At 47.4% G+C, this 18,169-nt stretch carries 20 protein-coding genes; 10 read left to right on the plus strand and 10 right to left on the minus strand.

The window, feature by feature from the left end:
- Window positions 1-8 precede the first annotated feature (8 nt).
- Genes QZ209_RS04395 through QZ209_RS04410 form a run of 4 tightly spaced genes read right to left on the minus strand, consistent with a single transcriptional unit; the run spans window position 9 to window position 5,031 of the window.
- Window positions 9-704, minus strand: coding sequence for a TIGR00730 family Rossman fold protein (locus tag QZ209_RS04395; protein WP_366515743.1), 696 nt, complete (start codon window positions 702-704; stop codon window positions 9-11).
- Window positions 658-2,748, minus strand: coding sequence for an NAD-dependent DNA ligase LigA (gene ligA, locus QZ209_RS04400; protein ID WP_294345042.1), 2,091 nt, complete (start codon window positions 2,746-2,748; stop codon window positions 658-660). The genes QZ209_RS04395 and ligA overlap by 47 nt, the downstream gene beginning before the upstream one ends.
- Window positions 2,749-2,761: 13 nt before the next feature.
- On the minus strand, window positions 2,762-4,303 hold the full coding sequence (locus QZ209_RS04405) for a hypothetical protein (protein ID WP_294345044.1): 1,542 nt from the start codon (window positions 4,301-4,303) through the stop codon (window positions 2,762-2,764).
- Window positions 4,304-4,326: 23 nt separating this feature from the next.
- Window positions 4,327-5,031, minus strand: a complete 705-nt coding sequence (locus QZ209_RS04410) for an ABC transporter ATP-binding protein (RefSeq protein WP_294345199.1) — start codon at window positions 5,029-5,031, stop codon at window positions 4,327-4,329.
- 376 nt (window positions 5,032-5,407) lie between these two features.
- On the opposite strand from QZ209_RS04410, the gene QZ209_RS04415 reads away from it, so the two are divergent.
- From QZ209_RS04415 to QZ209_RS04445, 7 genes are all read left to right on the plus strand, one after another.
- Entirely contained in the window at window positions 5,408-6,145 is a 738-nt protein-coding gene (locus tag QZ209_RS04415; RefSeq protein WP_294345045.1) for an SDR family oxidoreductase, read from the plus strand.
- A gap of 109 nt (window positions 6,146-6,254) precedes the next feature.
- On the plus strand, window positions 6,255-6,524 hold the full coding sequence (locus tag QZ209_RS04420) for a hypothetical protein (protein WP_294345047.1): 270 nt from the start codon (window positions 6,255-6,257) through the stop codon (window positions 6,522-6,524).
- Between the two features lie 24 nt (window positions 6,525-6,548).
- Window positions 6,549-6,941, plus strand: a complete 393-nt coding sequence (locus QZ209_RS04425) for a phage holin family protein (protein ID WP_294345048.1) — start codon at window positions 6,549-6,551, stop codon at window positions 6,939-6,941.
- On the plus strand, window positions 6,925-7,329 hold the full coding sequence (locus tag QZ209_RS04430) for a hypothetical protein (RefSeq protein ID WP_294345051.1): 405 nt from the start codon (window positions 6,925-6,927) through the stop codon (window positions 7,327-7,329). The genes QZ209_RS04425 and QZ209_RS04430 overlap by 17 nt, the downstream gene beginning before the upstream one ends.
- 118 nt (window positions 7,330-7,447) lie before the next feature.
- The gene (locus QZ209_RS04435; RefSeq protein ID WP_294345052.1) at window positions 7,448-8,425 is read left to right on the plus strand and encodes a 4-hydroxy-3-methylbut-2-enyl diphosphate reductase; all 978 of its coding nucleotides are present in this window, start codon (window positions 7,448-7,450) and stop codon (window positions 8,423-8,425) included.
- Window positions 8,426-8,451: 26 nt separating this feature from the next.
- Window positions 8,452-10,413: an FAD-dependent oxidoreductase gene (locus QZ209_RS04440; RefSeq protein WP_294345054.1), complete on the plus strand. Its 1,962-nt coding sequence runs from the start codon at window positions 8,452-8,454 to the stop codon at window positions 10,411-10,413.
- A gap of 99 nt (window positions 10,414-10,512) precedes the next feature.
- Window positions 10,513-10,665, plus strand: coding sequence for a hypothetical protein (locus QZ209_RS04445; protein ID WP_294345056.1), 153 nt, complete (start codon window positions 10,513-10,515; stop codon window positions 10,663-10,665).
- Between the two features lie 73 nt (window positions 10,666-10,738).
- Here the strand turns inward: QZ209_RS04445 and QZ209_RS04450 are convergent, their stop codons facing one another.
- The 6 genes from QZ209_RS04450 to lpxB form a co-directional block, all read right to left on the minus strand.
- Window positions 10,739-11,644 carry an ATP-binding cassette domain-containing protein gene (locus QZ209_RS04450; RefSeq protein ID WP_294345201.1) on the minus strand — a complete coding sequence of 302 codons (906 nt, stop codon included), beginning with the start codon at window positions 11,642-11,644 and terminating at the stop codon, window positions 10,739-10,741.
- A gap of 5 nt (window positions 11,645-11,649) precedes the next feature.
- Entirely contained in the window at window positions 11,650-12,327 is a 678-nt protein-coding gene (gene modB, locus QZ209_RS04455; RefSeq protein WP_294345058.1) for a molybdate ABC transporter permease subunit, read from the minus strand.
- On the minus strand, window positions 12,324-12,725 hold the full coding sequence (locus tag QZ209_RS04460; RefSeq protein WP_294345061.1) for a TOBE domain-containing protein: 402 nt from the start codon (window positions 12,723-12,725) through the stop codon (window positions 12,324-12,326). Before QZ209_RS04460 ends, modB begins: the two co-directional genes overlap by 4 nt.
- Window positions 12,722-13,504, minus strand: a complete 783-nt coding sequence (gene modA / locus QZ209_RS04465) for a molybdate ABC transporter substrate-binding protein (protein WP_294345063.1) — start codon at window positions 13,502-13,504, stop codon at window positions 12,722-12,724. The genes QZ209_RS04460 and modA overlap by 4 nt, the downstream gene beginning before the upstream one ends.
- Window positions 13,505-13,663: 159 nt before the next feature.
- Entirely contained in the window at window positions 13,664-13,930 is a 267-nt protein-coding gene (locus QZ209_RS04470) for a hypothetical protein (protein WP_294345065.1), read from the minus strand.
- 13 nt (window positions 13,931-13,943) lie between these two features.
- Window positions 13,944-15,089: a lipid-A-disaccharide synthase gene (gene lpxB / locus QZ209_RS04475; protein ID WP_294345067.1), complete on the minus strand. Its 1,146-nt coding sequence runs from the start codon at window positions 15,087-15,089 to the stop codon at window positions 13,944-13,946.
- Between the two features lie 212 nt (window positions 15,090-15,301).
- Here lpxB and QZ209_RS04480 point away from each other — a divergent pair, with 212 nt between their 5' ends.
- The 3 genes from QZ209_RS04480 to QZ209_RS04490 all read left to right on the plus strand — a co-directional run bounded on the left by QZ209_RS04480 (window position 15,302) and on the right by QZ209_RS04490 (window position 18,097).
- Window positions 15,302-16,684, plus strand: coding sequence for a phosphoglucomutase/phosphomannomutase family protein (locus QZ209_RS04480; RefSeq protein WP_294345069.1), 1,383 nt, complete (start codon window positions 15,302-15,304; stop codon window positions 16,682-16,684).
- 101 nt (window positions 16,685-16,785) lie between these two features.
- Window positions 16,786-17,274 (plus strand): thiol-disulfide oxidoreductase DCC family protein, encoded by a 489-nt coding sequence (locus QZ209_RS04485; protein WP_366515744.1) that lies wholly within the window; start codon window positions 16,786-16,788, stop codon window positions 17,272-17,274.
- Between the two features lie 64 nt (window positions 17,275-17,338).
- A complete protein-coding gene (locus tag QZ209_RS04490; protein WP_294345070.1) occupies window positions 17,339-18,097 on the plus strand; it encodes a class I SAM-dependent methyltransferase in 759 nt (252 codons plus the stop codon).
- Window positions 18,098-18,169: the final 72 nt, after the last annotated feature.

Consider the following 18,169-nt stretch of genomic DNA (forward strand, 5'->3'; position numbering starts at 1 on the left):
CCTCCATTTTACTGCTTAGTCCGCAGGTCAAAATCAACTTTGTATTTTTCGAAATTGTCACAAACATGACCGTCAGCCGAACGGTCGAGGTGCATTTTCCTGATAAGTGCAACGACTTTTTCCACCTCGTTGATATGAAAAATCATCCTCATATCACTTTCATTGATCAATTTCCTGGAAAGTACTTCCGTCCTGAGCCATTCAAGCAGAGGCCCCCACATAGGGCCAAACAAAATAATCGGAGTTTCACAAATATGCTCTACCTGGACCAGCTGCCATGCATAAAACAGTTCAAGCAGTGTTCCGATTCCACCGGGAGCGACAATAACCGCATCCGACAACGACATGAATGTATCGAGCCGATTGCTGAAACGATCGAATTCATGCTTGATATCGAGATACTGATTAGCGACCTGTTCATGCGGCAGCTTGATGTTCAAACCGATGGAATGGGTGGCAGAATTGGCACTTTTGTGGCCTGAATTCGCCGCATTCATCAGCCCCGGTCCACCGCCTGTAACAACATCGAAACCCGATTCAGCAAGGGCTTTTGCGATGGTGAAGACATCTTTGTATTCCTGATCGCCTTTCTTGATGCGGGCAGAGCCGAAAATCGCCACACGATAATGCGGATCCATTGTTTTACCCTTCATGTCGTCATACTGATTTCGTCGCTGCATCAATGTGGCCCTCCCGGGTTTCATATTCATTCCGCTTCAGCAATTCCTCGAACTCCTCCTCGGAGACCACGTTCACTCCAAGTTTCCTGGCCTTCTCCAGTTTGCTGCCGGGCTCTTTTCCCGCAACGACCAGATCGGTGTTTTTGCTGACCGATGAAACTATTTTGCCTCCCCTTTCCAGCACCAGATCCGACGCCTCGTTTCGGGTATAGCGTTCCAACCCGCCGGTAAAAATCACCTTCATTCCATCAAAGTTCCGGTTTATCAATACCGTTGAGGCCTGTGCAGTCAATTTCACACCTGCAACCCTTAACTTTTCGATCATTGCCTGTGCAGATGGCCTTTTGAAAAATGCATGGACACTTTCGGCAATCACCGGTCCGATATCGGGAACATTCGCCAACTCTTCGACCGTAGCCGCCTGCAGTTTTTCCAGAGAAGGATATGATGTCGACAGTTCACGAGCTGTCGCAAGACCAACGTGACGGACTCCCAGTGCAAACAATAAGCGGTCGTATCCCTGTTTTTTACTTTTTTCAATCGCATTCAAGAGTTTTGCCGCTGATTTTTCACCCTGACGCTCGAGTTTCTGTACATTTTCGAGCGTCAAACCGTAAAGATCCCCTGGATCATAAACTTGTTCGCTGTCGACGAGCTGATCAACGATTGCCTTACCCAGCCCGTTGATATCCATTGCGTTGCGCGAAGCGAAATGCTCCAGTCGTGCTTTTACCTGTGCCGGACATGCTTCCTCGTTCGGGCAATAGAAGTTCACTTCGTCAGCCGGTCTTTCAAGGACTGTACCACAGGAAGGACAAACCTCCGGAACGGTTATAATCCGGGTGTTTTCCGGGCGCTCCTCCTTGACGACACTAATCACCTTAGGTATTATTTCACCTGCCTTTTCAATCTCCACCGTGTCGTTCAGCCGTACATCAAGCCGTTCTATTTCATCGAGGTTGTGCAGCGTGGAGCGGGAAACAGTTGTTCCAGCCAGTCTCACCGGCTCGAGATGAGCAACTGGAGTAACGGTTCCAAGCCTTCCGACCTGGAATACGACATCTTTAAGAACCGTTCTGGCTCTCTGAGCCGGATATTTATAGGCTATAGCCCATCTCGGGCTCTTCGATGTCGTCCCGAGTTCTTCCCAAAGAGAGACATCGTCGAGTTTGAGCACGACACCGTCTATCTCGTAAGGAAGGTTCCAGCGTTGTTCGTGCCAATTGTCGATGAACTTGTAGATATCTTCGAGATTGTAACATAACCGATAGTGCTTGCCGGTATAAAAACCCAGTGTCTCCAGCTTTTCCAATCGTTCATGATGCATCAGATCGTCAAAAGGAACCCCTTGCAGATAGTAGCCTACAAAAAATAACTTTCTACGAGAAACTTCAGCCGAATCCTGCAGCTTGAGTGTTCCGGCTGTGGCATTTCTCGGGTTGGCAAACTGTTCGTCCTCCTGGCGAGTCTCGTTGAGAGCCTTAAAATCATCCTTACGCATAAACACTTCCCCTCGAACCTCTATCTCTGCATCGCTTTCGGCGGAAGTCAGCGCTCCTCCGGTAAACGAACCGAGGTGAAGAGGTACGGAGCGAAGCGTCCTGATGTTCGGAGTGATATCGTCACCTTGAACCCCATCCCCTCTCGTTGCAGCCTGTACCAGTTTGCCATCACGATATATCAGACTGACGGCAACACCATCGAACTTCAGTTCAGCGACATATGCAGGTCCATTTTGATACGCTGAACTGTCGGGTAAAAGCTTGAGTACTCTTTTGTAAAAATCACCAACTTCCTCTACCGAATAGGTATTGGAAAGACTGAGCATACGCTCACGGTGCCTGACAGTGGGAAATACTTTGGTAATCCACCCTCCTACCCTCAGGGTGGGGCTATCGGAAGTTTTCAGATCCGGAAACTCTTTTTCAAGCGCAATAAGCTTTTCAAGCATCTTGTCAAACTCGAAATCCGAAATCTCCGGTTTTGCAAGCACATAGTAAAGATAGTTATGACGGTCGAGTTCTTTACGCAAACGTTCCGCTTCTGCAACCGCATTTTCTTTGTACATATATTTTTTCCTCCTACCCCCTGCTTTTGGCTGCAGACAAAGCCCAACCAGCAAGATTGCTGATAAATGAAACAGAACCGCCAACTCCAAGTTTATCGTAAGTCGCTTTCAATACCTTCGGGTATCGCCATGCAACTTTGAGAAGAACGGTCACGAAATCATCCAGGCGCATCTCGTCGCGAAACATTGTCTGTCTATAACGCTGCGGTAAACCGTCAAGCACGATCATCACCTCGTTCATCAGCTCATTGACGAAATCGGGAGCATCGGTTCGTGCATCGTAACACATATACTTCATGAGGTTTGCCATCGATGCCACATTTGGCTCGTAAGCGCTGATCTTTTCGAGATCGGCTCGTAACAGTGAACCCGAAGCCAGTGCCTTGTCCAGCGCCTCTGTAAGATGCGGCAGATTACGCACCATCGAGCCGAAGCCGCAAAAGGTAAGCGGTGAACCGAGACTCGCCGCATCACCGAAAAGAAGAATATGGTCATCGGCGATCTCCCGCTCTCGCGTGAATCCTCTGTGTGAATAGGCCGGAATGATTCCGAAAACAGGCCGATGAATGTGAAAATCATTCGAAAGGGCCTTATAGTGGGGGAGTTTTTGAAAATAGGTTTCAAAAAGGCCGAGAAGGCTCTTGTCATTGTCAGAATCAATTGCATCATAGAAGAAAAGGTATGTAATATACTCCTTTCCGGAACCAGGGAAACCTTCCCAGATAAGCTGCCTGCTACTCCCGGCAGAAGTTTCGGCATTTTCGGTACTTGCAAGTATTTCACCCACATCGTAATCGGCATCCCGAAAACCGCTCGCAACGGTACCCACGGTCGGACAGACATGGGTTTGAGGACGTCCGTTATTAAGCTGCATGGCTATCGGGGAAAGAATCCCCATCACATCCACCAGCACGTTAGCCTTGAAAAAAAGGGTTTCTCCGTCCGCTCCTTTGAATTCTATGACGATATGGTCGGGAAACTGGTAACAGCGTCTGAAGGTTGACCGGTCTGCAACAGTGCAACCATCCTTAGCGAGTATTTTTTGTTTGGCTGCCCCCAGAAGCCGGTCGGTATCGACAGCACAGTCCAGCACGTCATCCATATAGAGCTTTTTCCGGCGTCTTTCTTCGACATTAAATTCAACCCAGCCGGTTCTGTATTTGCGGACGATAAACGCTTCAATTTCTTTTGCAGAAAATACCCCGGTCTCTTCGAGTTTGTCCAGCTCACTGCGTGATATGTTCCAGTCTCTGGTTGATTTTCCAGAAACGTGCCGATCTATCAGCATGATCCTGTATCCATAGCGTTCCGCCATGACCGCGGCATGCAGCAAGCCAAGCGTACCGCCAACGTAAAAAATGTCGCACTCACCATTCACGGTCATTCCGTCCGGAAGCTCGCTACCGGGAAAAACAACCTCGTTTGGGGACTTTTCCTGAATATTCTCCCAGTAGCGATCGAGCTCGATAACTCGCTTCAAGTGTCTATCACCGTCCTCGAGTTCGGAGAAATACCTGTACACCAAAGGATGAGAAGTTCTTATTCTGTCAAACATTGTCGCTGCTCCTCGATTACATACTACCCTTCTTTTCGGGTATCACTTTCTATCTTTCCATCAACGAGATGAATGCGCCGTCTGGCCCTGCGGGCGAACTCTTCATCGTGGGTAACAAAAATAACCGTCTGATCGAACTCCCGGTTCAACTGCTCAAACAGCTCATACACCTGGTTCCCCGCTTTTGAGTCGAGGTTACCGGTCGGCTCGTCGCCAAGAACGATTTTCGGGTTGTTGGCAAGAGAGCGGGCAACGGCAACCCGCTGCTGTTGACCGCCTGAAAGCTGGCTTGGCTTGTAATCGCGGCGATCTTTCAAACCCACTTTTTCAAGCAGCATTCCAGCTCTCTCACGTATTTGTGCCCGTGTCTTGCTGTTGTCGATCATCATCGGCATACTGACATTCTCGAGAGCGGTGAATTCCGGAAGCAGAAAATGAAACTGATAGATGAAACCGATTTTTCTATTCCGGATTATCGACATCTCATTCTCGCTTTTATCGGTAACGTTCATACCGTCGAGCCAAACCTCTCCGAACGTCGGTTTGTCCAGTCCACCCATAATATAAAGGAGTGTCGATTTTCCTGAACCGGACGGACCGGTAATCGACATGAATTCTCCTTCTTCAATCTCAAGAGAAAGTCCGGGAATGATGGTTTGACGGATATCACGTGACAGTTCGAGTTCCCTTCGGACAGAAACAAGTTTGAGAATGGCAGTATTGTTCATTACCAAGGGGTATCGAAAGTGCTGATTGACATTGACAGAGCCTGAATCCGCCAGGCCGTAAAAAATCAGGGATTGTCGCTTTCGGAAAAGCCGATTGACCAGCTCTGACCAGCTCTTATAATAAGCAAAAAAACTTATGCGTACCACGAAAACGATTTCTATAAGGATCTGCTTCAAAAATGCATTTTAAGGCCGACAACAACTTTTTATGTCTTGACATCGTTCAATAAAACACTCTTGACAGAACGTTTGAATATTGTTTTTTGAATTGCACAACCATAAAAAATATGAGACCTTACCTGTTCTATCAAGAACTACGAAAAAACGAAGACTCGTACAATATTGCAGTGATTCCAGAAAACCTCTTATCCGACTGATGGCTGCCTCAGAAAAAAAAGTGTGCTTCATAACCGGCGGATCGGGACGCCTTGGTAGTGAGATCGCGATTTCACTGGCCCAAAAGGGTTACTCCATATTTTTCACATACAACATGTCACGGGGAAAAGCGGAGGAAGTTCTTGACATCGTACGCGCATTCGCCCCTGAATCGGCAATGGCACAATGCAACGTTTCAAAAGTCGCCGATATCGAGAAGGCGTTCAGAACATTCACCGGTAAGTTCAAAAGACTCGACCTTCTGATTGCGAGCGCATCGAACTTTTACAGCGCAACACTTCCCGATATCACCGAATCAGAGTGGGAAAGCCTCGTCGACACAAATCTGAAAGGGACGTTCTTTACGATGCAGACTGGAGCGAGGATCATGAAAAAACAATCTTTCGTCTCACGAATCATTACCATGACCGATATTTCTGCAGACCTTGTCTGGCAAGGTTTCGCACCCTATACCGCATCGAAAACAGCTGTTCAGCATCTCACAAAAGTTTTCGCGAAAGCTTTTGCACCGGACATTCTGGTCAATTCCATCGCTCCCGGAACGGTAACAATCAACCCTGAATGGAATAACGGCCCTGAAGAAGAACTGACAAAAAACATTCCGCTGCGGCGCATCGGACAGCCCTCGGACATCATGGAAGCAATACTGTTCCTGACAGCAAGCAGCTATGTAACCGGACAGGTTATCAATGTCGAAGGGGGCCGATTGTTAAACTGATTTAACCATGAGAACTGATTTGCATATATTTTACCAATAACATCACCTTAACACTTGAACACCGCTGTATCGGTTCTATCGATGCGAGGTGCTCTACAACGCGAGTATCATGATGCAGGAAATACCGGGTAATCAAAACATAAACGGAGAATCCGAACCAAACAGCTCCGTTAAATCACATATCCCCGAACAGGTTGAAGTTATCAGTGACAATATCTCCAAGATGTACAATCAGTTCAAAGAAAGTGAACAATACGAGGAGATTCAGGATAAAGCGTCAAAGGTCAAGGAATACATTAAGGAAAACCCGGTACCCTCTGTATTGATCTCTCTTGGAACCGGCATCATCCTCGGTTTGTTATTCCACAGAAAACGATAATAACCGGTCAACCACCGAACCCCTATGTCCAGAGAACAAAACAGAACCGGCGAACAGCCAGATCAGGCAGGAAAAGGCATCACAAAACTGATCGATAGTACTGTAACATCGAGCTACGAAGATCTTCTGGCAATTATCGAAGCCAGGATGGAACTCATCAAGATCGAAATCACCGAGAAACTCGCCATGGTCGCTGCGCTTGTCATCATTGCAGTCCTTTTTATCGCCGGACTTGTTTATTTGATTGCAACGTTCGCGTTGTTTATCGGAGAACTCCTCGGCCATTATTATCTCGGTTATCTCATTGTCAGTTCCATTTTCCTTTTCACATTTCTGCTGTTTGCAAAAATACGGCCTGAACTCTTGAAAAATGTAATTCACAACATTCTCCTCTCCTCTCATGGAAAAAAAAGCTGAACCACTGAAAAACATAGAAAAACGAATTCACGAACTTGAAGACAGCATTCATGAACGAGAACGACAACTCAAAGAAAGAGCGGGACAGTTTAAAAAAGAGCTTCAGGCTGAACTCTCCCCCACCGAGTTTGTAAGAAAGTATCCTCTGCAAACAACTGGAGCGTCGTTGTTGCTTGGCTTTTTCTCCGGAAAAATTATTCGCTCCATTGTATCCCACCCTTCTCCTGCCAGTACCAAACCGGCTGCCCAACCCAAAAGCGAGCCATCGGAACTGAAAAGCGCCGTCGCATCGATCGGTGTCGATGTTTTGCGTTCAAGTAAAGATCTGGCGTTCAACTACCTGAAACATTACCTCGACAACAAGATGAAGTCCGGTAAAGATACGTGAACTCAGTTATCAAGCCCGGCAACAAACTGAAAACGGCAGTCTGCCAACAGTTGGCAGTTGATGTTGCTCTTGCTATATTCGAATCACTCAAGAGCACATCATTAATACAAAGCTGACTGTGAAAGTAAATCTGGACAGAACATCGTCGGGCTTCTGCATAGGAGTACAGGGAACCATACACCTTGCCGAAGAAAAACTCCAGGAACTCGATGGCAAACTTTACTGCCTCGGAGACATTGTCCACAATGAAGTCGAGGTAAAACGTCTTGAAGATCTTGGCCTGATAACCATAGACAACGATGAATACAACCGCCTCAGAAATGCTCCTGTGCTTATAAGAGCACATGGAGAGCCCCCGTCCACCTATACAACAGCGGAAATCAACGAACTCTCGATTACGGACTCTACCTGCCCGGTCGTATCGAAATTACAGCGTACGGCAAGGCTACTGCACGAACTGGAGTTTCAGATCATCATTTATGGAAAAAAAGCACATCCGGAGGTTATCGGCATCAACGGCCAGTGTGACAATCAGGCAATCATCATCAAGCATGCGGACCTCTCTGTTCCCGAAGAAACAGCGTCCATTGATTTCACCCGTCGAACAGCGCTGATCTCACAGACAACAATGGATGTACCAGGGTTTTACACACTCAAAAAAAACCTTGAACATCTGTTCACGGAAAAGATGGGTTCATCCGGCAAAAGCGATCCTCCTTCATGGAAAGATATCAGGGATATCGATCTTACGGCGGAAATGACCGGTGTCCGTCCAATGCCCCGCCTTGTTTTTAAAGATACCATCTGCCGCCAGGTTTCGAGCAGAAACAGCAAGCTCCATGATTTTGCAGCGGCAAACGACATGATTATTTTCGTCGCCGGGAAAAAAAGCTCCAACGGACAGGTCCTTTTCAACATTTGTAAACAGTCCAATCCCCGCAGTTATTTCATAGAAAATGAAACCGACCTACAGGACGAATGGTTTTTTGATAACGGAAACACTGTTGAAAATGTAGGGGTTTGTGGAGCGACATCAACACCGATGTGGCTTTTGGAAAAAGTTGCACGGTTCATTGAAAAACACTACGCTTCCTGAATGCCTCACGATATTTGTCTATCATCATGAATACTGTCACTTTCACTCTGAACGGCAAAGAAGTTTCCGCAAAAGCCGGGGTTTCCATTCTTGAAGCAGCAAGGCAAAACGGCACCACCATTCCCACCTTGTGTCATCACGAATCACTCCATGCTCTCGGATCCTGCTGGATGTGCATTGTTGAAATCAAGGGAAAACATCGTTTTGTCCCTGCATGCAGCACCGATATCACTCCGGGCATCGCCATCGAAACCGATACCCCCGAACTCTATGCGATCCGCAAGAAAAATCTCGAACGTCTTCTCGAGCATCACTGTGGCGATTGCAGCGGTCCATGTGAGATCTCGTGTCCGGCCGGCTGTGACATTCCGGCTTTCGTATCGGCTATAGCAAAAGGCAACGACAGCGAAGCCATAGCAATCATCAAGAACGACATTCCTCTCCCTGGCATCCTCGGCAGGGTATGCCACGCCCCCTGCGAGGATGAATGCAGACGTCACGGCATCGACGAGCCCTTGTCCATATGTAGCTTGAAGCGTTTCGCCGCCGACAAGGACATCGAATCCGGAAATCGCCACCTCCCTTCCTGTAAACCGAAAACCGGAAAAAAAGTTGCGATAATAGGTTCCGGGCCGGCTGGCCTCACTGCAGCATACTATCTGTTGAGAGACGGCCATGACGTTATCGTATATGATTCTCATGAAGCCCCGGGTGGAATGATGCGTTATGGCATCCCACCCTTCAGGTTACCTGTTGCAATCATCGAGGCGGATCTCGAACCCATCCGATCCATGGGCGCAGATTTTATCTGCAACACTGTATTCGGAACGGACATCACTCTTGATAGCCTGAAACAAGATGGAGTTGATGCATTGTTTCTCGCTGTTGGCGCACAAAGGGCCGGCAGCCTTGGCATTGAAGGCGAAGAAACCGAAGGAGTATTGTCCGGCATTGATTTTCTCAACAGTTTTGCTTCCGGCAGCACTGTCACTCCAGGTAACAGAGTGCTCGTGATAGGTGGCGGTAACACCGCCATAGATGCTGCAAGAACGGCCCTCCGGTTAGGTGCGAAATCGGTACGTATTCTTTACCGCCGAACCATGGAGGAAATGCCGGCAAATCGTACAGAAATTGAGGAAGCACTGCATGAAGGTATTTCGATCGACGTTCTTACCGCACCGACAGGTATAAAAAAAGTGGCGAACGGTCTTCTGCTCACTACAGTAAAAATGACTCTGGGTGAACCAGATGGAACCGGAAGGCGCCGTCCTGTTCCACTTGAAAATTCGGAGAGCACCTTTTCGGCAGATCTGGTCATTACCGCCATCGGACAGAATGTCGACAAATCAGTCCATGAAACGCAGGGAATAACCTCAGCGATGAATGGAACGGTACTTGTAGAACCGGCAACGTTGCGAACATCGATACCGTGGGTCTTTGCCGGTGGGGATTGCGTAACCGGTGCCGATACAGCCGTCAACGCCGTCAGGCAAGGCAAGCTGGCCGCAAAGACGATCGATGCGTTTCTCGACAAAAAAACGCTGGGAACACCGCCAATGACCTTCCATTCAAGTTACGGCGCCAGAGACCGGGCGCCGGAAGGATTCTACCGGCGGGCAACTCCTTCACCGAGGGCGAAAGCAGTTGAGCTCCCAATGCATCTCAGAATCAGTGGATTCGACGAAGTTTCTACCGGTTTTTCGGAAGAACAGGCAAGAGAAGAAGCTCAACGATGCTTGCGTTGCAGTTGCATTAGCAAAAACGATTGCCGTTTGCGAATGCTTGCCTCGACCTATGATATCTCGCAGGAATGCGGAGAAGAAGAGCATGAGGACTTTTCGGTCGACCGGGGAGCAGACGTAAGGTTTGAACGGGAAAAATGTGTCGATTGCGGCATTTGTGTACGAACACTTGAAGAAACCGATGCGGAGAAAACGACAACGATGCAGCTCCTTGTCGAACGTTGCCCGACCGGAGCGCTGAGCTGATCGACAATCTTCTGCCACGCTCTTTGATATTGCTTTTTTTTATTCCTTATGGATTCCCCCATCAATCCCCAAAACAATAACTCATAAGGAGACATTATCATGAAAGCAGCAATTGCAACTCTCGCAGCCTTTATTATCAGCAATCTTTCAGCTACTGCAACATTTGCGATGACTCCATCAGCCAATGGTTATGGTTTGCTTTACTATATCATTGAATACGTAAAATATTTTCTGTATTTGATATGGTGCTGAAAAGGTTTTGTTTAGTATGGTAACAAAAAGGACGTCTCATAGTGGCTGTTGAGACGTCCTTTTATTTTTCACCTCAAAGTCTTGAAATGTCAAAATCCTTTGGGGCAAACTTTCTCACAGTCGGATTGAACGCCTTCGTACCGACAATGACACTGTCTCCTGACTGAAGCCCTTCTTTTTCATCCGAGTCGATCACGACCTCGACGAGGTTGTTACCTATCGCTACAACAGCGATATACACGGCATCGACCGCTCTTATTTCGAGAATCTCGCCCTTGAATGCAAATTTCTGGGTTGTCTGTCTTTCGACAAAGAGCTTGCGGGGGGAAGTATCGGCAGCGATACGCCCCATCTCGAACAGAAGAACACGATCACAAAGCTTGTACATTTCGCTTGAATCGTGCGTGACGATAAGTATCGTCACGCCAAGCTCCTTATTCACCTTCAGCAGTTCATCCTGCAAAAGTGTTTTCATGGACTCATCGAGCGCGGACAGCGGCTCGTCGAGCAGAAGAATGCGAGGCCGCTGCATTAGCGCACGGGCAAGGGCCACCCGTTGTTTTTGACCACCCGACAGATTGGCCGGCCTTGCATGTTTGAGTTGCAGTAAACCGACCAAGTTCAGAAGCTTTTCAGCCATTTCCCTGTCCCTGGATGCATAGAGCAGATTTCCAAGAACGGTCATGTGCGGAAAGAGGGCATACCCTTGAAAAACCACCCCGACTCTTCGCTGTTGCGGTTTCAGGTTCACCTGCTTTTTTTTCCCGGTATCCTTTCGAAACCAAACCTCGCCGCCTACTTCCAACAGCCCCTCGTCTGGAGAAGTAAGCCCTGCAAGCATTCTTAAAAATGTGGTTTTTCCGCTTCCCGAAGGACCTGCAATGGCGGTTATTCCCCCCCGTTCGATGGTAACATCGGTTTCCAGCATAAACGTCCCGCCTGCACCTTCGAGTTGTTTTTTCAATGAAGCGACGATCATACGCGTCAACCAGTGCCCCTTTTTCGGTGATTGAGGATATAGACACTCACGAGTACAATGAAACTGAACGCGATCAGAATAAGAGAATAGATATGCGCCGTCCGGTAATCCAACAGTTCCACGAGTTCATAGATCGCTATCGAGGCAACCCTTGTCTCTCCCTGTATACTGCCGCCAACCATAAGTACTACCCCGAATTCCCCTACGGTATGAGCAAACGTTATAATAAGTCCGGTTAACAGCGATGGTTTGATATTCGGTAATATCACATGAAACAACGTGTTGAACTTCGACTTTCCCAGCGTATATGATGCCTCCAGAAGTTTCACCGGCACCTGCTCCATTCCCGACTGGAGAGGCTGCAGCATAAACGGAAACGAGTAAATGCAGGAAGCGACAAGAACTCCTTCGAAAGTAAAAACAAGATCGAGCCCGAGTACCTCTTTGATGAATCCACCAAGAGGCGATCTATCGGACAGAAAAACAAGAAGATAAAAACCAAGCACAGTGGGAGGCAGCACAATGGGCATGCTGACAAGTGCCTCGACAAAAGGCTTTGACCTGGATCTGGTTTGAGAGAGTTTCCAGGCAAGTGGAACGGAAATGATGAACAACATTACCGTAGTTATGGCTGCCAGCCTGAACGAAAGCAGAAAAGGTTGTATGTCAAACCCCGAATTCATGCACCCTCCACCCTTGAAAGATAAAGATCGCTTGCTTTCATGAGAGCAGTCACAACATCTCCAGGCACAATGCGCATCCGCTCAACCGCTTCAGTTGTCGTAAGAGCGGAAATGTTTCCCGCGTCACTCTCGAGTTGCATATCGACAAGTATCTTTCCTTTCTGCAAATCCTGCACCGTTGCCTGCAGACGGTTTGCAATGCTCACCTCACCCGCAATGTTTTTTGCGAGCGCAACATGTGCCGACTTGAAACGAATATCGACCATTGCGCCGACCGTATAGTCATCTGCCAGCTCAAGGGTTATTACGGTAAAAATCTGGTTTCCCGCCGACAGCATCACCCTGTGCAGATTTTCACTGGACTCTATCCCGACCACTTTCGCCCGTATACTGTTCATTCGATCCGGTATCCGTTTTTTTTCAGTATCTCCTCCGCCTTCTCTCCCTGCATAAATTTGAAAAAAGCAACTGCAGTCGCATTGGAAGGATCCAGAAGAACCATTGCCTGCTGCAATCCTTCCGGATCGTATGCATCCAGTGGAAATTCGATCCATTCCATACCGGCTTTTTTCAACTCCCGGCCACCTTCTCCATGCAGTAGGGAAGCGGCAATGAAACCTGCATCGGCCGCTGTAATGACATGCTGAAAAGTCTGGGTTATCGATATTCCATATACAAGCTTGCCTTCCACCTGTTGCAAAACACCTGAACCTGAAAGAATCTCGATTGCCGCTTTCCCGTAAGGAGCAAGATCGGGTTGTGCAACTGCAATTTTTTCAACCGACGGATCTGTCAGGCATGCGACACCGGCATCACCCTCGACCTCCGGCCGATACACCATTACGGGAATCCCTGCCGCATAGACTACAGGCTCGCCAACTGTGAGTGAATCTCTGTAGAGTGCCCGAGGGTAACCGGTATCTGCCGCGAGAAACAGATCGAACGGTGCACTGTTTCGAATCTGCGCCGTCAGACTACCGCTCGATGCTTTCGTCACCCGGATATCCATAACTGCACCTTCCCCATACTCTCTCTCGAATACCTCGACAATTTCGGGGATGACATAGCTGAGATTTGCCGCTGCAGCGATATGCAGAACATCCTGCTTCACCTTTTTCCGCTCTTCGCCTGTACATGAAAGCGTCAGCACGAATGCAAGCAAAAATGTGAACAGCATGAAACCGTTTTTCTTCTCCATAACGGTGACCGTGAAAAATTTATAATCCGCTTATTCGTTATTCCCAAAAGAACATAACGAATAAATAAAAAAAAAGAGAAAAGAAAAATAAATAACCTCATTTATTCAGGAAAAATAAATTATAAACCTAAAAAATCATTACGGATCGACAAACTGTTTTAAAAACTCGACGCCTTTCTGAAGCGCTCGATCAAGAACCTGTTCAATGCCTGTAACAACTTCCGGAATATTTTCACCCGACCAGTACAAATATGCGATGTAAAGAATACCGACAGCTGCGATGATGACAAGCAGTTTCAGAATTTTTCTCAAAAACAGCAACAATACCACGATAGAAAGGATAACCGCGATGACAAGATACAGTGGATTTTCAACCAGTAACGAGACAATCTGTTCCATAGACATCGAGTAAAGGATGTTATAAATACTTGCAGATCGCAGCCGCAACCTTTTTCGAAGGAGATGCCGCTCCCAGCCTCTCCTTTGCTGCAAGCAGTTCCTGATGCATCTCCTTGGCTGCATTGTCGTTGTCGAGGAGATACGACGCTTTTTCGAAAATTTTTTCAGCGGCCATATCATCTTGCAGCAACTCGGGAACAACTTGTTCCCTCAGATACAACCCTTTCGTCACAAGATTCGCAAGAGAAATGCTGTGTAAACGGACAAGACGCTTTCCGATGGCATAATTCAACCAGCCTGTTTTATAGAGAACGATCATCGGCACTCCGAAACAAAGAGCCTCGAGTGTTGCGGTTCCGGATGTAACCAGCAATAGATCACTGTATTTCATTACCTCATATGCCGAACAATCGACAAGCCGAACCTGCGAATCCCTGCAATAATCATCATAGAGACTTCCATTGACATGGGAGGCCCTGCCGAGAATAAATACCACATTGTATTTATTCTGCAGCATCTCCGCCGTTCTGAGCATCTCTGGAAAAACAAACGCTATCTCCTGTTTTCTGCTACCGGGCAAAAGACCGATGAGCCTTTGTTCTTCTTGTATACCTCGCTTACGAAGAAAATCTTCTTTCGGTGGGAGATGATGCTTATCGACTTCCTCGACAACAGGATTACCGACAAACTCCGCTTCGAAACCGTGCCGCCGATAGAACTCGATCTCAAAACCGAAGATCACCATCAGGTGATCGACATACTTCTTGATTTTCCTGACCCGCTTTTCTTTCCATGCCCAGACCTTCGGAGAAATATAGTAGATAACGGGAATATCGAGACGATGAAGATACTCGGCCATGACGAGGTTCATTCCCGGATAATCCACAAGCAGCGCCGCATCAGGTTTTTCCACCGAAATCTTCCGCTTCAAATCACTCATTACCTTTCGAAGAAAAAAACCCTGTTTGAGAACCTCGACAAAGCCCATAACGCTGAGGTCATCGACGTCATAAAGCAAATCGGCACCGAGCGCACGCAATCGTTTACCTCCTGTGCCGAAAACCTTCACTGCTGAACACTCTTCACAAACAACCTCCACCACTTCCGAAGCGTGAAGATCGCCTGAAACCTCTCCAGCAAGAACAAACAGTTTCTTACCTCGCATAAGTCGACTCGATTGGAACATCAAACGGCAAACTGTATCTTAGAAAGAGGGATACCTCCGTAATTTCATGTGTAACAATCAGTTCCCCTGACCTTGTACAAGCGTTTCGCAGTATTTCGATTGATGGTGAATTACACTGGTCATTTGTTCTTGTAACACTATGTCAAGACAACAATCCTGTTCAGCTCAAATTATATCAAATTACAGAGAGAATGCAAGTCAAATTCGGCACTGACGGGTGGAGAGCCATTATAGCAAAGGATTTCACGTTCGATAACCTCAGGCTCGCAACACTGGCAACCGCAGCCTATTTTCTCGATCATCCCAATTGTAAAAATGGTGTTTGCGTAGGCTACGATACCCGCTTCATGTCTTCTGAGTTTGCAACCTACACGGCAGAGATTCTTTCTTCCTGTGGACTTCATGTTTTTCTATCGGACAGCTTCGTACCGTCTCCTGCCGTTTCACTCTATTGCAGGGAAAAACAGCTTGCCGGGGGCATTATGATTACCGCATCTCACAACCCCCCTGTTTATAATGGCTTCAAGGTAAAAGCATCCTATGGAGGTTCTGCCTTGCCGGAAACCATCGCTCTCATCGAGAACAATCTCACTGTGGTGAATCCCCGAAAACCGGCCAAGCCTGAAAAGAAGCTGATTGAAAAAGCTGATATCATAAGCACCTATCTCAATCATATACAAAAACATATCAACCTCGACGCCATCAGCAAATCAAAGCGTGCAATCGCTCACAATCCAATGTTCGGGGCAGGGCAAAACATTCTTACCCGGCTTTTCGATGAATCGGCTGTCAACTGTTACCACTGCAGCCGCAACCCGAGCTTCGAAGGGATCAATCCGGAACCGATGCCTCGCTACATCGGTGATTTTATCAACTTCTTCAAAACAATCAGCGCCGATGTCGCCATCATTAACGATGGTGATGCCGACCGAATAGGAATGCTGGATGAATACGGCTCGTTCATAGATTCACACAAGCTCTTCTCCATCATCCTCAAATACCTTGCTGAAGAAAAAAAGAAAACCGGCGAGGTAGCCAAGACATTTGCCCTCACCGACATCATAGACAGGATTTGCAGGAAAAACAACCTGCCACTGCACCTCCTTCCCGTGGGGTTCAAACATGTGAGCAAACTCATGACAACCCATGATATCCTTATGGGAGGTGAAGAATCGGGCGGTATTGGAATCACGTCGTATCTGCCGGAAAGAGACGGTATATTCATCGGCCTTTTCATCGTGGAAATCATGGCCATGAAAAACCAGAGCCTTTCCGAACTGGTTCAGGAACTCTTTAATGAATATGGCAGCTTTTATTATAATCGAATCGACCTTCATATCGGCGGGGAACAAAAAAAATCAATCATCTCCCGAGCCTCGAAAGGTGATCTAAAAACCATTGCCGGTTACAAGGTTGACGGTTTCAATAATCTCGACGGCTATAAATACCATTTTGAAGGCGGGTGGGTCTTGATACGACCGTCCGGTACAGAACCGGTTCTGCGATTGTATTGTGAAGCCGATTCTCCGGAAAAAGTGGCAACCGTTCTGCATGTTGCCGCCAATCTCGCCTGATATTTTTCTGCCGGTTTCTGACCAGCCCTGTAAAACAGATGCTTTAACTGTACAAAATAGCAGGATAGTCAGGTTCTACAGGTGACAAAGCAGTGAACATCATGATCGATCAACCCGCCATTGGGAATCGTAACGTTCAATTCGAAGCAGATGACATCATGACACAACACTCCTTACCGGAAAGAATCGTTATTTTTGATGGTGTATGCAATCTTTGTGAGTTCTCGGTCAACTTCATCTACGAAAGAGACCGAACCGGAAAATTCACCTTTACACCCTCGCAGTCACCTCTCGGCAAAACGCTATTGCAGCAGCATCGGATAAACCCTGACAATCTCGATACGGTTGTTTTGGTTACAAACAACAAGGTGTATTCACGGAGCACAGCTGCACTGAAAATAGCATCCGAACTCGATCCCCCCTGGAATAGCCTTCAGTTACTCTCTTTGATACCTTCATCAATGCGTGACCGGCTCTATGCTTTCATTGCAAGAAACAGATATAAATGGTTCGGTAAAAAGGACAGCTGTATGATACCGACAGGGGAAATAAAGTCAAGATTTCTCGAACAACTGCCACCGGAATCATGATCAACGCCCCCTTGTAACGGAGTTACACTCTTTTTCAGGACCTATGAAAAAAAGCAGCCGGACAATGAGCAGTTTCAAAGACAGGTTTTCGAACCACGCCTCGGCATACCGTCTTTATCGCCCGCTCTACCCTGCCGCGCTTTTCGAGCACCTCGCTTCACTGGCACCGACACGGGAATGCGCTTGGGACTGCGCAACGGGAAACGGCCAGTCTGCAATACATCTCTCCAAATTCTTCATACAAATCTATGCGACTGACGCAAGCCGTCAACAAATCACCCATGCAATTCAGAAGCCCAACATTATGTACTCAGTGTCTCCGGCTCACTCAGCACCATTACCTGACAACTCGGTTGACCTGGTAACCGTAGCGCAGGCAATCCACTGGTTTGACACCGACCGTTTTTATCGCGAAATCCGCAGGGTTCTCAAAAAAGATGGAATTCTTGCAGCATGGGCATATCATCTCCCGACAATAGAGCCTGAAATAGATGCCATCGTTCAGACACTCTATTTCGACATCCTGGGCCGGTTCTGGGAAAAAGAAATCTCGCACATTCTTTCGGAATACCGAGAACTACAGTTTCCTTTCACCATACTACCCTCTCCGTCTTTCAGCATGATAACGAGCTGGTCTTTATACCAGTTGATCGGCTACCTTCAAACATGGTCTGCATTGGACCTTTACAGGGAGCGACATGGCAACGATCCCGTTGAACGTATTGTACCAAAACTGCTTTCGACATGGGGACGCCCCTCATCATCAAAAAGGATGACCTGGCCGATCATTCTTACAATCGGTAAAAACCTTCATGCTCGATGATCATTCAAAAAAAAGAGCCGCATGCACAAGATTTTCTCGAAAAAAGCGTCCAACCCCCGGAGCATTATACGC

Source organism: Prosthecochloris sp., from assembly GCA_015482705.2.
Classification (GTDB): domain Bacteria; phylum Bacteroidota; class Chlorobiia; order Chlorobiales; family Chlorobiaceae; genus Prosthecochloris.